Below are 15,586 nucleotides of genomic sequence, written 5' to 3'. Positions count from 1 at the left end.
AACCGGAGGCGAGGCCGGTTACTCCTGCTCTTCGGAGGTCGTCTCCTCCTCCTCGGGCTCGGACGGGGCGTCGGACTTCTTCGCCTTCGTCTTCTTCTTGCCCTTCTTGGTCTTAAAGGCCATCTCTTCGGTGTCGGCTTTGTGCGAGACCGAGATGGTGTCGCCTTCGCCGAGGTCGTCGGAGAGAATCGACTCGGCCATCGGGTCCTCGACGTACTTCTGGATCGCGCGGCGAAGCGGACGCGCCCCAAACTGCGGGTCGTACCCCTTCTCGACGAGGAACTCCTTCGCCGTCTTGTCCATCTCGATGTGGATCCCGAGGTCTTCGACACGCTTGAAGAGGTCCTTCTGCATGATGTCGATGATCTCGAAGATGTGCTTCTTCTCGAGCGGGTGGAAGACGATCACGTCGTCGATCCGGTTGAGGAACTCGGGGTTGAAGACGCGCTTGAGGGCGTCCTCCACCATCGACTTCATCTTCGCGTAGTCGAACGTGTCGCTCGTCTGGCTGAAGCCGATGCCCTTGCCGAGGTTCTTGATGTCCCGCGCCCCGATGTTCGAGGTCATGATGATGATCGTGTTGCGGAAGTCCACGCGGCGGCCGAGGCCGTCGGTGAGGATCCCGTCGTCGAGCACCTGGAGCAGGATGTTGAACACGTCGGGGTGCGCCTTCTCGATCTCGTCGAGGAGGACGACGGAGTACGGCTTGCGGCGGACCTTCTCGGTGAGCTGGCCGCCCTCCTCGTAGCCGACGTAGCCGGGAGGCGCGCCGACGAGGCGCGACACGGAGAACTTCTCCATGTACTCCGACATGTCGATGCGGATGAGCGCGTCCTGGCTGTCGAAGAGGAACTCGGTCAGCCGCTTAGCGAGCTCGGTCTTGCCGACGCCCGTCGGGCCGAGGAAAATGAACGAGCCGATCGGCCGCTTGGGATCTTTGAGCCCGGCGCGCGTCCGGCGGATGGCGCGGGCGAGCTTCTCGATCGCCTCGTCCTGCCCGACGACCGTGCCCATCAGCGCCTCGCCCATCTTCATGAGCTTCTGGCCCTCCGGCGACGAGATCTTGTCAACGGGGATGCCGGTCATCATCGCCACGACCTGCGCGATGTCGACGTCCGTCACGTCGTGGATCTCGGTCTCGGCCTGGCGCTCCCACTCTTCTTTCGCGTTCTCGAGCTCTTCCTGGAGCTTCTTCTCCTTGTCGCGGAGGCGGGCGGCCTCCTCGAACTTCTGGCTCTTGACGACCTGGTTCTTCTCCTCCTTGACCTCCTCAATCTGCTCTTCGAGCGTCACGATCTCCTTCGGAACCTTGATGTTGGAGAGGTGGACGCGCGCGCCCGCTTCGTCCATCACGTCGATGGCTTTGTCGGGGAGGTGTCGGTCGGTGATGTAGCGCTCGGCGAGCTTCACGGCGAGCACGAGGCTCTCCTCGTCGAAGTGCACGTTGTGGTGGTCCTCGTAGCGATCCTTGATGTTCTTGAGGATCTCGAGGGCTTCGTCCGGCGTGGCGGGCTCGACGAGGATCTTCTGGAAGCGACGGTCGAGCGCACCGTCCTTCTCGATGTACTGGCGGTACTCGTCGAGCGTCGTCGCGCCGATGCACTGGATCTCGCCGCGCGCGAGGGCAGGCTTGAACATGTTCGACGCGTCGAGCGAGCCCGAAGCACCGCCGGCACCGACGAGCGTGTGGAGCTCGTCGATGAAGAGGATGACGTCGGGGCTCTTCTCGAGCTCGTTCATCACGGCCTTCATCCGCTCCTCGAACTGCCCGCGGTACTTCGTGCCCGCGACGAGGGCGGCGAGGTCGAGCGTGACGATGCGCTTGTCGTAGAGCACGCGGCTGACCTTCCGCTGCGTGATGCGGAGGGCGAGGCCCTCGGCGATCGCGGTCTTGCCCACGCCGGGCTCGCCGATGAGCACGGGGTTGTTCTTCTTACGGCGGCTCAGGACCTGAGCCACGCGCTCGATCTCGCGGGCGCGCCCGACGATGGGGTCGAGCTTGTCTTCTTCGGCGAGCTTGGTGAGGTCGCGGCCGAAGTTGTCGAGGACGGGTGTCTTGCTCTTTTCCATTTTGCTTCGCTCTCTGCCTGATCCGGCGGAGGACCCGCGGCTCGAGGAGCCACCCGAGCGGGACGAGCTTTTGCCGGAGATAATCGAATCGAGTTCGGCGCGGACGGCGTCGTACGTAATCGAGAACCCCTGCTGGAGAATCTGCGCGGCGATGTTCTCGTCGTCGCGCAGCAGCGAGAGCAGGAGGTGCTCCGTCCCGATCACGTCACTCTTGTACAGCTTGGCTTCGAGGTAGGTGATCTTGAGCACCTTCTCGGCTTGCTTCGTCAGCGGGATGTTGCCGACAGTGAGGGTCCCGCCCGTCGAGCGGACGGTGTCCTCGATGGCTTTCTTGAGCTTGAGGAGGTCGGCCCCGAGGTTGCGGAGGATCTTTACCGCAATCCCCTCGCCTTCGCGGATGACGCCGAGCAGGAGGTGCTCGGTCCCGATGTAATCGTGCCCTAGCCGGATGGCTTCCTCTCGGCTGTAGGAGATCACGTCGCGGACGCGGTTCGAAAAGTTACCTTCCATGTATGGGGTGGTCGGGGCAGGGCCGTGTCGGTGGATCGAGCGACGCCTACCGGCTGCATATATCGTGAGTCGGCCGGGGTTACGATGGCTCGCAAAGAGCGGGCCGAGTCGGTGCGGCCCCGGTCGGGGGCTCCGTTCTATAACGTACTGCGGATCGGGCTTGATATGCACGGAGTTCGCAACCAAAGCGAACCGTCGTCCACGTGGCGCGAATGGTGCTCACGCCGGGTGAAACGTACACACATTGCCTGAACGAGATCGCGCTGGGCGATCAGGCGCTGAAGCTGGACCCGCAGCCACACGTCTGCGTGGCGTTGGGGTTCTCAAAGACGAAGCCCCGCGCGTCGAGGCCATCGTGGTAGTCGACGACCGTGCCCATGAGGTAGAGCCCGTGGCGCTTGTCCATGTAGACCACGATGCCGTCGAGGTCGAACTCGAGGTCATGTTCGCGCTGCTTGTCGAAGCCGAGCACGTAGCTCATGCCCGAACACCCGCCGCCTTTCACGCCGACGCGGAGGCCGTAGCCCTCGGGGATCTGCTTGTTGGCGATGATCCGGCCGACTTCAGTCACGGCGCGGTCGGTCAACTTAACCGGGGACGGACGGCGGACCGGGCTCGGCGTGGACTCGGACGGGGGGGCGGGGGAGACGTTCGTGTTCATAGGTCGTACGGGAAGGCTGGACCGCCAGCGCTCTAGTTCAGTGCACGGCATACAACAGGAGCACGCGGGGGCAGTTCCTCTAAAATTGGGTGATCGGGGGATTGTGCGATTGGTCCCTGGAGGGCATCGCAATCACGCGATCGACGATGCAGTCAGCCGGCGAATGTCAGAGGTTACGGGCCAGCACGACCACTTCCTTGTACGCCTCCGTTCTCCCGCCGTTCAGGTCGAGCGCTTCGAGGAACACGATGTAGATGCCGATGCGGAGGGGCTGCCCGTCGTCGCTGCGGCCCTGCCACGTGAGCGTGCCGGTCTGCGTCGCGCCGCCGAGCGCGGCGTCTTCGAGCGTGCGGACGAGCCGGCCCGCGGCGTCGAAGATGCGGACGCGGACGAGCGCGGCGTCGGCTTCGAGCGTGTAGCTGATCTGCGTACCGACGGACGCGTCGAACGGCGACGGCGAGATCGTGAGGCCGGGCGCGGGCGGGGCCTCGCCGGGGAGAAGGAAGACGCTGTTCTGCCGGCCCGGCGTGCCGCCCGCCGGGTCGAGACTGCTCGTCCAGTTCCCCGCGCTGCTGCTCGGTCCCTCGGGGTCCAGCCGTTCGAGCGAGATGCCCGTCGCGTCGTCGAGCTCGGGTCGGTGCCAGTCGTCGGAGTACGCCACGCTGTCGACGAGCACGCCGTCGCCGCGGAGCAGGCGGACGGTGTCTTCGGTGTTGGCGAGCGACAACGTCGTGCGGTCGACGGGGAGGAGGAGGGCGTCGGAGAAGTCGGTGCCCGGGAAGAGGCGGGCGAGGAGCGACGAGTCGGCGAGCGCGCCCTGCGTCGGCGGGTCCTCGAAGCGGTCGCCGAACGCGCTCGTATCGGCGAAGGCGACGGCATAACCGCCGGGCGGGAGGGCGGCGAACGGCACGGCGCCCGTCAGCCGCCCGCCGACGCTGACTGTACGGACCGCGTTGTTCTCGTCCTGCGCATCGGTGATCTGTACGCGCGTGAGGGCGAGCGTGAGATCCGTCGCGTTGAAGAACTCGACGTACTCGGTCCCGTCGAGCCGCCCGTCGCGGGGGTCGCGCAGCGGGTCGATCATCAGTTCGTTGACGACGAGCCCACCGACGGGCGAGAGCCGGGCGAGGGGGATCTCGGCCGCGTCGAGCGTATTCCCGACGAAGTCCGCCACACCGCCGACTGTGACCGTCCGGCCATCGACGGCGCCGAAGGTCAGGTCTACGGTCGGCTCGGAATCGGACACCGCGACGGCGTCGGGAGTCGTCCCGCCATCGAGTGCGAAGTCGCCGGGCTGGACACTCGTTGGGTCGAGCGGTTCGGAGAAGTAGAGGCGGACCGTCGCCGCGTCGAGTTGCTCGGCGAAGAGTACAGCGGGGGCTCCGGCGTCTGGGGCGAAGACGGAGTTGAGTTCGCCCGGCGTCCCGCCCCGCGGGTCGACCGACGAGGCCCAGTTGACGAACACGCTGCTCGGCCCGTCGGGGTCGATCCGCTCGAGCGCGGCGTCATCTGACTCGCCCCAGTTCGGGCTGTAGCGGACGGAGTCCACCGTGAGCCCTGACGGGGCGTAGCGGATCACTACGGCATCGCCCGTCGAGTTGAGGTTGGGGAAGCCGCCGAGCTCGAGCACCGGCCCGGCCGCGGGGAAGGCCTCGGCGAAGACGGCGGCGTCGGCGACGAGGATGGCGTACTGGCCGGGGAGGAGGAAGAACGGCGCGTCGGCGAGCGGTGCGGGCGTGCTGCCCTCGTCGGAGAGCGTGAACTCGCTGAGGTCGAAGTTGGCGCCGGAGCGGTTGAACACCTCGACGTACTCGCCGTCGTTGCCCTGCGGCGACTGGAACTGGATCTCGTTGACGACGACGTCGCGGACGCCGGGCACCGCGCCTTCGCCGAAGAAGAACGGGGCCGAGCCGGAGCCGAGCACGTTCCCGACGAGGTCGGCGATGCCGGTCGCGGTGAGGCTGTAGCTCGACCCCTCGGCGAGCGGCACGGCGAGGGTGAGCGTCACGCGGGCGAGGTTGCCGCCGGGCGCGTACGCTACGTCCGTGGGCTGACCGATCCCGCCATCGATAGCGTAGTTCGCCGGGTTCGTCGCCGTCGCCTCGCTCACGGGTTCGGAGAACAGCACGTCGAGCGTCGTCGCGCCGAGGGCAGAGACGCGGAGGAGCGCGGGCGGCGTCTCGTCTCGCGCGAACGTGAAGTCGATCGTCGCCCCGGCCGTCGCATTCCCGAGCTGATCCGCGATGCCAGTCGCGGTGAGGGTGTAGTCGCCGCCGTCGAGTGGAGCGGCGAGTGTCAGCACGACGACTATTTCGTCTTCCCCGACGAGGTCTGCGCCGACGACGGCGGGCGCGCTGCCGCTGAGACTGAACGCGCCGGGCGTCACGGTCGCCGCGGCGAGCGGCTCGTCGAACGTCACCGCCAGGGTCGTGCCGTCAGCCTCCACGTCCACGTCGACGAGCGTCGGCGGGTCGGTGTCGGGCGGGACGGAGTTGGCCTCGCCGGGCGTGCCGCTGCGCGGGTCGAGCGAGGTCGCCCAGTTGCTCGCGACGTTGCTCGGACCCTCGGGGCTACGGCGCTCCAGCGAAGCGTCGATCCCGCCCCACGCCGTCTGATAGCGGACGGAATCCGTCACGATCCGGGTATCGCCCGCCGCATAGGCGATCACGACCGCATCGCCAGAGTTGTTGAGCGTGGGGAAATTGGCGACTTCCACGAACGGGACGCCGGGGAAGGCGGCAGCGAACGCCTCGGGGTTGTTCACGAGGACGGCGTACTCGCCCGGCAGCACGAAGCGAGGCGCGTCGGTGATGGCGACGGTGTCGCTTAGATCGGCGAGCGTGAAGTCGCTGAGGTCGAACGTCTTGTCGGAGCGGTTGAACAGCTCGACGTACTCGTTCGAGCTCACCGCCGGCGGGTCGTACATGATCTCGTTCACGACGAGGTCGCGCGGCTCGGGCACGTCGCCCTCGCCGAAGAAGAAGTCGGCGCTGCCCTCGCCGAGCACGTTCCCTTCGGTGTCGGCGATGTTCGATGCGGTGAGCGTGTACTGTTGCTGCGCGGCGAGTGGGGTCGCGAGCGTGAGGACCACGCGCCGCGCATCGCCGGCCGGGGCCACCGCGACAGAGGCCGGCGCGCCGATCCCGCCGGACACGGCGTAATTCCCCGCGGTCCCGGCCGACGCTGGATCGACAGCTTCGGAGAACAAGGCCTCGACCGTCGTCGCATCGAGCGCGGCGACCTGGACGAGCGCGGGCGGCGTGAGGTCGGGGCTGAAGGTGAAGCCGATCTGCAGACCCTGAGCGACGTTGCCAAGCTGGTCGGTGACGCCGGAAATCGTGACGGTGTAGGTGCCGGGCGCGGGCGCGCTCGCGAGCGTCAGCGCGACGGCGGGGTCGTCGTCGTCCAGGTACTCGGCCGTGAGGACGGCCGGGCCGTCGGTGATCGTGAACGCGCCGGGCGTGACGGTGGCTTCGGCGAGCGGCTCGTCGAAGGAGATGGTGAGCGTGAGGCCGTTGGAGGCGATGTCGGCGTCGGTCGGCTGCGGCGGATCGGTGTCGGGCGGGACGGAGTTCGGCGCCGCCGGCGTGCCGCTGCGTGGATCGAGCGAGGTGGCCCAGTTGCTCGCGACGTTGCTCGGGCCGTCGGGGCTGCGGCGTTCGAGCGAAGCGTCGGTCCCGCCCCAACTCGTCTGGTACCGGACGGAGTCGACGCGGACACCGCTCGGCGCGTGGCGGATCACGACGGCGTCGCCGCCGCTGTTGTTGAGCGCGGGGAAGTTGGGGACGGCGAGGAACGGCACGCCGGGGAACTGCTGCTGGAACGCCGCGGCGTCGCGGACGAGCGCGGTGTATTCGCCCGGCAGGAGGAAGATGGGATCGGCGGCGACGGGGACCGTCGCGGTGAGGTCGGAGAGCGTAAAGTCGCTGAGGTCGAACGTCTTGTCGGAGCGGTTGAACAGCTCGACGTACTCGTTCGAGCTCACCGCCGGCGGGTCGTACATGATCTCGTTGACGACGAGGTCGCGCGGCTCGGGCACATCGCCCTCGCCGAAGAAGAAGTCGGCGCTGTCGGAGCCGAGCACGTTCCCGCTGAGGTCGGCGACGTTCGTGACGGTCAGCGTGTACGTCTGCGGCCCGTCGAGCGGCGCGCCGAGCGTGAGGACGACGCGGGCCGGGTTGCCGCCCGGCGCGACGGCCACGCTCGCGGGCTGCCCGATGCCGTTGTCGATGGAATAGTTCGCCGGATCGCCGGCCGAGGCCGCGTCCACCGGCTCGGAGAACACGACGGCGACGGTCGTCGCGTCGAGCGCGCTGACGGAGGCGAGGGCGGGCGGCGTCACGTCGGGGTCGTAGCTCACGCCAACGGTGGCGCCGTCAGTGGCGTTGCCGCGCTCGTCGGCGATGCCGGTGATCGTGAGGGTGTAGCTGCCGGGCGCGAGCGGGGCGGCGAGCGTCAGCACGGCGGCCGTGGCGTCGGCGTCGTAGCCCGCGTTCGTCACGGCCGGTGCGCCGCCGTCAAGCACGAAGTTGCCGGGCACGACGGTCGCCGGATCGAGCGGCTCGTCGAAGAAGACGGTGACGGTCTGCCCATCGCCGCTCACGTCGGCGTCGAGCGGTGCGGGCGGCGCCGTGTCGACTTCGAACGCGGTGTTCTGCTCGCCGGGCGTTCCGCCGCGCGGGTCCGTCGTCGTGGCGAAGTTCGTGGCGCTCGTGCTCGGGCCGTCGGGGTCGCGGCGTTCGAGCGAGGCATCATTACCGCCCCAGTTCGCGGCGTACGGCACAGCGTCGATCACGGTGTCGCCGAGCCGGATCGTCGGCGTATCGCCATCGTTGTTGAGCGCGGGGAAGCCGGCGACGGCGAGGAACGGCACGCCGGGGAACCGCTGCTGGAAGGCGTCGGCGTTGCGGACGAGCACGACGTACTCCCCGGGGCCGAGCGCCGTCGGCTCGCCGGTGAGCGGGACGGGGTTCGATGTGTTGTCCGAGAACGTGAGCTGGCTGAGGTCGAAGGTCTGGTCGTCGGTCCGGTTGAGCAGCTCGACGAACTCGTTCGTGTTCACCTCCGGCGGGTCGTAGAGGATCTCGTTGACGACGATGTCGCGCACGTCGGGCGTGTCGAAATCGCCGAAGAAGAAGCTCGCCGAGGTCTCCGGCTGCACGTTCCCTTCGGTGTCGGCGACGTTCGTCGCCGTGACGGTGTACAGGGTGCCCGACTGTAGCGGTTGGTCCAGCAAGAGGAAGTATTCCGTCTGCGGATTCTCGGGGATCGCCACGACCTCGCTCGGCGCTCCGATGCCGGGCGCGACGTCGTAGAGCGACGGGTCGAGGCCGTCGACGGGCTCGCTAAAGGTGACGGCGATGGTCGTTGCGTCGAGGGCTTCGGCGCTGACGAGGTCGGGCGGCATGGTGTCGGCCTCGAACGTGAACCCAATCGTCGTGCCCGGTGGGACGACGTTGCCCTCCGTGTCGGAGACTTCGCTGATCGAGAGCGTGTAGTCGCCCGACGGGATCGGCGTGGCGAACGTGAGCCGGACCGCGTCGCCCTGTCCGGCGATCGCTGCCGTGCTCGGGGCACCGACGCCGTTGTCGAGCGAGAAGTTGGCCGGCTGAATCGTCGTCGGGGCGAGCGCTTCGTCGAACTGGACGAGGAGCGTGCCGCCGCCGTCCTGCACCGCGACGCTGAGCGGTACGGGCGGGGAGAGGTCGCCCGCGTCGGGATCGGCGAGGAAGTCGTCCCAGAAAAAGGCCGCGCCATTCGCCGACGAGTGCTTGAGCCACACGCCGAGCGCGGCGCTCGTGGCGTACGTGTCGTCCTGCACCCCCGTGATGACGGGCGCGCCGTCTACGTTAACCTGCCACGTCCCGCTGTCGTCGCGCAACACCTCGACCGCCACCGTCCCCTCGTCGCCGACCACAACCGGCCCGGCGCTTGCGCCGAGTTCGGTGCGGGACGTCGCCGGGCCGTCTTGCCGGTAGAGCCGGACCTCGTCGGAGTTGTTCGTACCGAGTTGGACGTAATAGCCCTGCACCTCACCCGTCAGCTCCGGCGTGTCGGCGATGAGGTAGACGCGCGTACCGTTCGCGTTCGTGAGGTTGGCTTCCCAGCGGAACGTGAACGTCCACCGGCCGGATGCGACGCTCGACGCCGTGGCGAGCGCGATCGTATCCGACGCGGCGAGCCCGTCCGAGCGGAGCGCGAAGTCAGCGCCGAACGGGACGACAGTGAAGCGGTCGGTGTCGCCCGTCCACGCGGGGTCGGCGGTGAAGTCGCCGTCGGCGAAGTCGTCCTGCACTTGGGCAAGGGCGGCCGAGGTCCAGAGGAGGGCGAGGAGGAGGGGGAGGGCGCGGCGGAGCCCGGACATAGCGGCGCGAAACGGTCAACGGAGGAGCGGGGCCGGAGAGGTGCCCGGCGTCGGCGCACAGTATACGGTGGAGCCGCGAGCGAAGGCAGCGAACAAACGCACCGTTACCCGAGCCTCCGAAGTGCAGACGACGAGTGTCCGACCCGCGTGACGCCGCCGGATGGAACGATGTCAGCCCCCAATGGACAGGCGTTGAGCGATCACGTCGGCCATGAGGTGAGCGGCGGCGGGCAGCGCCTCCTCGGTCACGTCGAAGAGGGCGTGGTGGAGCGGGTAGCTCGTCTCCTTCCCGCTCCGCGTGCCGACGCGGAGGAGCATGCCGGGGATCTCCTGCGCGTAGAACGCGAAGTCCTCGCCGCCCATACTCGGCTCGGGGATCGTGTGCACCGCGGCCTTGCCGTGCTGCTCCACGATGAGGTCGCGGACAGTCTCGACGAGCGCGGCGTCGTTGACGACGGGCGGGAGGTTGTCGTCGATGTCGAACTGAATCTGCGCGTCGTAGAGCGCGCCCATCTCTTCGGCGACGGCCTGCATCTTGTCGGCGAGGAAGTGGAGCGCGTCGAAGTCCACGCACCGGAGCGTGCCGCCGAACTCGACCTCCGAGGGGATGACGTTGAGCGCCTCGCCCGCGCGGAAGCGGCAGGCGGTGAGCACGGCCGTGCGGCGCGCGTCGTGGATGCGACCGGGGAGCTGGTAGAACGTGTTGAGGATCTGCGTCGCCAGCCACACCGTGTCGACGGTCTCGTACGGCCGGGCGGAATGCCCCGAACCGCCGCTCGTGATTCGGACCTCCCACGGTGCCGTCGCCGCGGTAATGGCGCCGGTGCGGAGCCCGAAGCGGCCGACGTCGAGGCTGGAGTCGACGTGGATGCAAAAGATCTCGCGGACGGCGCCGTCGCGCTGGCCGGGTCGAGCGTCGAGCACGCCGTCGGCCATCATGCGGGGCGCGCCGGAGGGGGTGCTCTCCTCGTTCGGCTGGAAGAGGATGCGGGCGGTGCCGTAGAGGGCGTCGCGCCGCTCGTCGAGCAGGAGCGCCACGCCGACGGCGACGGCCATGTGGGCGTCGTGACCGCAGAGGTGCGCCATGTTGGCGACGGTCGAGGCGTAGGCGCACGTCTTCGCGTCCTGCATCGGGAGCGCGTCGAGCTCGGTCCGGTACGCGACGGTCGGGCCGGGATGGGCACCCTCGATGTCGAGGTAGAATCCCGTCCCGGCGAGGGGGCCGTGGATCTCGAACCCGTAGGTTTCGAGGCAGGCGCGGAGGTAGCGGGACGTCTCGTGCTCACGGAATCCGACCTCCGGGTACTGGTGGAGGTGGCGGCGAAGCTCGATCAGCAGATCGTGGAAGCCTTCGTCGGTGTGGGCCGAGGGGATCGAGAGGACGGGACTGGAATGCACGTCGGGAATGGGAGGAGCGAGCGGAGCGTGAGCACGGGGTGTACGCCCGATGGAAGGCGAGGTTTGCGCAGCGACGGCGCAGGTGGAAGGGCTTCCGGGGCTGTTGCCCAACCTACGGTATATCGTCCGTACCCTATGGCGTATTAACGCATTGGACGTGCCGCGCGCCGTCTCGGTAGTCACGACCGAGCGGTCCCGGGTATTCTCGGTGAACTCGCTCCCCGGCCTATGCGCGCCCTCACCCTCACGCTGCCCGCCCCGGCTTTCGTGTCCTCCGATCCGCTCCCCGACACCGACCCGTTCGCCGCCTGGTGCCGACGGCTCGCCGCGTCGGACCCGCACGCCTTCGAGGCCGTGTTCCGCGCCACGCACGGCGCGCTCGTCCGCTACGCCACGACGTACACCCACGATGCGGTGGCGGCGCACGACCTCGTGCAGGACGCCTTCGTCCGCATCTGGGAACGCCGCGCCACGCTCGACCCGAACCGCTCGCTGAAGGCGCTGCTCTACCGGACCGTCCGCAACCTCGCCCTCAACCGCGTCCGCGACCGCCAGACCCGCCGTGACCTCCTCACCGACTACGACCCCGAGGTCTACCGCGAACCGACGCCCGACGCCCACGCCGAGGGCCGCGAGCTCCGCCGCCACCTCGACGCGTGGATCGCGGAACTGCCCGAGCGCCAGCGCGAAGCCCTCACGCTGAGCCGCTTCGACGGCCTCAGCCACGACGAGATCGCCGACGTGATGGAGGTCTCGCCCCGCACCGTCAACAACCACCTCGTGAAAGCCCTCAAGTATTTACGGGACTGTACGGCCGCCTACGAGCCGAGCCTGATCCAGCGATGAAGAAGCGCACGCCCATCCCCCCCGAACTCGACGCCCGCCTGCGGGACGAGCCCGACGCCGCCGAACTCGCGCGTGTGTGGGACCTCCTCGGCGAAGCGGCCCCCGAGCCGTCGGACGCCGACGGCGCAGCGTGGGACCGCCTCCGCGCCGCAACGCTCGACGCGCCCGCCAGCCGCCGCACGGCCGACCGGGCTGCCGACCGCGCCCCACGCCGGAGCGAGCGTCGCCGGGTTCGCATCCTCGCGCCGGTGCTCGCCGCTCTGCTCGCCGTGGCGGGCTGGGTCTACCTCAGCGCGCCGGTATCGGTCACGGCACCGGCCGGTTCGTTCACGACCGTCGCCCTCCCCGACGGCTCGACGGTCGAGCTCAACAGCGGCTCGGCCATCGAATATCCCCGCGCGTTCTGGCGGCTCCCGTTCATCGCCGCCGAAACGCGGGCGGTCCGCCTCGTCGGCGAGGCTTATTTCGACGTCGAGACGGACGGGCGGCCGTTCGTCGTCGAGACGGCCGACGCCCGCGTCCGTGTGCTCGGGACCGCGTTCAACGTGCGGACGCGCGACGGCTCGACCGTAGTGACCGTCGCCGAAGGCCGCGTGCAGGTCGACGGCACGGCGGCGGCCGAGGCCGTCGTGCTCGACGCTGGGGAGCGCGCCCGCGTGGTCGGCGGCGTGCCGACGGTCGAGGCCTCAGGCGTAGCGCAGGCCCTCGCGTGGCGGAGCCGAGGCTTCGCCGCGCAGGGTGTCCCGCTCGCCGCCGTCCTCGCCGAACTCGAACGCCGCTTCGCTGTCGAGATCACGCTGAACGCGCCGGACGCCGCAGGCGACACGCTCACGCTCTACTTCCCGCAGCCGACCGACGCCGAGGCGATCCTGCGCGACCTCTGCACGGCGCGCGACCTCCGCTACCGCCGAACCAGCCGGGGCTTCGAGGTGTACTGAGCCGCCCACCCGCCGCCGACCGATGCTTCTCCGCCGCTGCGCCCTCGTCCTGCTGACGTGCCTCGCCCTCCCGGCGCAGGCGCAGGAGGCGGCGTATTCCCTCGCGCTCCGCGACGTACCGCTGGAGCAGGCGCTCGAAGAACTCGTCGCGCTCACCGACATCAGCCTCGTCTACGGCGACGAGATCGGCGCCGAACGGACGTTCTGCCGCCGGACGGACGCCAGCGCCGAAGCGCTCCTTCGCTGCATCGTCGAGAGCGCGGGACTCGACTTTTACCAGCTCTCGTCGGGCACGTACGTCGTTATTGAGCGCGCCGAGCAGGTTCCGCAGTACGGCAGCCTCGCGGGCATCGTCGTGGACGGCGACACGGGCGAGCCGCTGCCGGGCGCGAGCGTGCTCCTCGCCGATGCCTCGGCAGGCATGGCGGCGAACGCGGCGGGGATGTTCACGTTCTCGGCGCTCGAACCGGGGCCGTACCGCGTGACGGCGTCGTTCATCGGATACGAGCCGGTGGCGGAGCGCGTGTGGGTGCCGGCCGACGGGCGGGCGCGCCATCGAATCGCGCTCCGGCCGAAGCCGTTCGCCGCGTCGCCCGTCGTCGTGGACGGGTTGCAGCAACGGGCGCCGTCCGCGCTCCCCGGCCAGTCCGACCTCTCCGCCGCCGAGTCGCAGGCCGCCACGCTCGGCCCGGCCGACGCCGCCCGCAGCGCCCGCACGCTCCTCGGCATCGCCGACCGCCCGCTCCTCGCCGACCTCAGCATCCAGGGCGGCGAGGCCGGCGAGCACGTCACCACGCTCGACGGCGCGCCGGTCTTCGACCCCGTCTCGCTCGGACGTGTGCTCACCGCGTTCAGCCCGCTCGCGGTCGAGCGGCTCACCGTGCGGAAGGCGGGCTTCGGCGCGGCGCACGGGAGCTACACGGCGGGCGTGGTCGAGATCGACCAGGCGCTCGGGAACGGCCCGCTCGCGGCCACGGCCCAGCTCGACCCGTACAGCGCGAACGTCCACGTCGGCGGCGGCAGCGCAAACGTGGCGGCGATGGCGGCCGCGCGGACGAGCTTGTGGAGCCTCTACCGGCCCGGCACGCTCGACGCGGCGCTCCGCCACTGGAACGACATCGACCCCCTCCTGATTTCTGTGGCGACGCCGTCCGGCGGAGCGAGCGACGAACTCACCTTCCAGCCGCACCGCCACGGCTCGGACGTAGCGTTCACCGACCTCCACGCGGCGGTCCGCGTCAAGCTCGGCCCGTTCCGTACGCTGCGCGCTTCGGCGTATCGCGGCTCGAACGAAGTAGAGACGGAGCTGTTAGCGGCGGGCTTCGGCGCGGCGGAGAGCCCGGAGCAACTCACGCTCAGCCGCGACCGCTACCGCTGGACGAACACGACCGGGCGGGTCCGGGTCGAGTCGCTCCTCGGCGCGCGGGCGCTCGGATACGCCGGCGTCCGCGCCAGCCACCACACACTCGCTCACGGCTATCAGGCGCTCGACGCGGCCGACATCGGCTATGCGCCGGAGACGGGCTCGATCTCGGATTTCGAGACGGCGCTCCGCGACGCCCTCGCCGCCGAGCCGCTCCCCGACGACGGCAACCGCTTCACCGAGTGGGTCGCCGAGGCCGGGCTCGACTACAGCCTGTCGCCGACGCACCTCGTCGAGGTCGGCGTCGAGGGCGCCGTCGTGGATCACGCCTTCCACCTCGACAATCCCTACCTCCGGCCGCTGCGGAGCGCGAGCACGCTCGGCCGCGTCGCCGCCTTCGTCACCGACCGCGTCCATGTTTCGCGCCGGACGACGCTCGAAGCCGGGCTTCGGATGACGTGGGTGCCGGACCGCGCCGCCGTCTACGCCGAGCCGCGCGTCGCCCTCCGCTACGATGCCGAGCGCGGCCCCGTCGGGCCGTACGCCGTACGCCTCGCCGCCGGGCTCTACCGCCAGTTCGTGAACCAGTTCGACGTGACGAGCGTGGGGCCGAGCGCGATCGTGCCGAGCGTACGGTTCTGGCTGCCCGTCGATGCGAGCCTCATGCCGCCGCGCGCGCTCCACCTCGCCGCCGAGGGGTTCGCCGCGCCCGCGGCCGGGTGGACGGTCCGGGGCGAGACGTATTACAAGCACCTCCCGCACCTCCTCGCGCTCGACTACGGCGCGCTCCTTGATCACAGCGCCAGCTTCGAAGCCGACGCCGCCCAGGCCTCGTTCATCGGCGCGGCGCGCGGATTCGCGTACGGCGGCGGCGCCCGGCTCGAACGCGAGACAGGCCGCGTCCGCCTCGGCCTCGGCTACGACTACAGCTACTCCCGCCGCACCTTCCCGTCCCGCTTCGACGGGCGCACGCAGCCGGCGCCGTGGAACCAGCCGCACCGCCTCCAACTCAGCGCCGACCTCGACCTCGGCACCGGGTTCGTGACGCGGCTGCGCGGGCGCGGCGTGTGGGGCCGGACGTGGGGCTACCGGCAGGCGTACTACGACTTCCTCGCGTTCCACGGCAACGGCGGCGAGATCGGGCTGCCGGAGGAGCGCGCCCTCCCCGCGCTCTACGAGGTCGACCTCGGCGTGGGCTACAGCCGCCGCGTGGCGGGCACGAGCGTGGCGCTCACCGTCGACGTGCTCAACGTGCTCGACCGGGCGAACGTGCTCGACTACAGCCTGCGGCCGGTTGGGGAAGGGTTCGAGGCCGTAGCGCGGACCGGGCTCGGGATCCAGCCCGTCGTCACGCTGCGGGTCGGGCTCTGATTTCTTTTCGGGGCCGATGGGTATGCTCGGGCGGTGACGGGTAGAGGGGATGCAGTTCACTCCTC

7 protein-coding genes are annotated in these 15,586 nt (G+C 69.6%); 3 read left to right on the top strand and 4 right to left on the bottom strand.

Going from position 1 to position 15,586, the window contains the following annotated elements; translation table 11 throughout:
- Positions 1 to 18 precede the first annotated feature (18 nt).
- From ABJF88_14870 to ABJF88_14855, 4 genes are all read right to left on the bottom strand, one after another.
- Positions 19 to 2,580, bottom strand: coding sequence for an ATP-dependent Clp protease ATP-binding subunit (locus tag ABJF88_14870; GenBank protein ID MEP0548216.1), 2,562 nt, complete (start codon positions 2,578 to 2,580; stop codon positions 19 to 21).
- A gap of 271 nt (positions 2,581 to 2,851) precedes the next feature.
- Positions 2,852 to 3,241 (bottom strand): iron-sulfur cluster assembly accessory protein, encoded by a 390-nt coding sequence (locus ABJF88_14865; protein MEP0548215.1) that lies wholly within the window; start codon positions 3,239 to 3,241, stop codon positions 2,852 to 2,854.
- Positions 3,242 to 3,407: 166 nt separating this feature from the next.
- Entirely contained in the window at positions 3,408 to 9,605 is a 6,198-nt protein-coding gene (locus ABJF88_14860; protein MEP0548214.1) for a lamin tail domain-containing protein, read from the bottom strand.
- 171 nt (positions 9,606 to 9,776) lie between these two features.
- Positions 9,777 to 11,003, bottom strand: a complete 1,227-nt coding sequence (locus ABJF88_14855; protein ID MEP0548213.1) for an amidohydrolase — start codon at positions 11,001 to 11,003, stop codon at positions 9,777 to 9,779.
- Positions 11,004 to 11,231: 228 nt separating this feature from the next.
- On the opposite strand from ABJF88_14855, the gene ABJF88_14850 reads away from it, so the two are divergent.
- Genes ABJF88_14850 through ABJF88_14840 form a run of 3 tightly spaced genes read left to right on the top strand, consistent with a single transcriptional unit; the run spans position 11,232 to position 15,521 of the window.
- Positions 11,232 to 11,849 carry an RNA polymerase sigma-70 factor gene (locus tag ABJF88_14850; protein MEP0548212.1) on the top strand — a complete coding sequence of 206 codons (618 nt, stop codon included), beginning with the start codon at positions 11,232 to 11,234 and terminating at the stop codon, positions 11,847 to 11,849.
- Entirely contained in the window at positions 11,846 to 12,787 is a 942-nt protein-coding gene (locus tag ABJF88_14845; GenBank protein MEP0548211.1) for a FecR domain-containing protein, read from the top strand. Before ABJF88_14850 ends, ABJF88_14845 begins: the two co-directional genes overlap by 4 nt.
- Before the next feature lie 22 nt (positions 12,788 to 12,809).
- Positions 12,810 to 15,521, top strand: a complete 2,712-nt coding sequence (locus tag ABJF88_14840) for a carboxypeptidase regulatory-like domain-containing protein (protein ID MEP0548210.1) — start codon at positions 12,810 to 12,812, stop codon at positions 15,519 to 15,521.
- Positions 15,522 to 15,586 lie beyond the last annotated feature (65 nt).

Source organism: Rhodothermales bacterium (assembly GCA_039944855.1).
Taxonomy (GTDB): Bacteria; Bacteroidota; Rhodothermia; order Rhodothermales; family JANQRZ01; genus JBBSMX01.
This window is presented reverse-complemented; position numbering and strand designations above follow the sequence as displayed.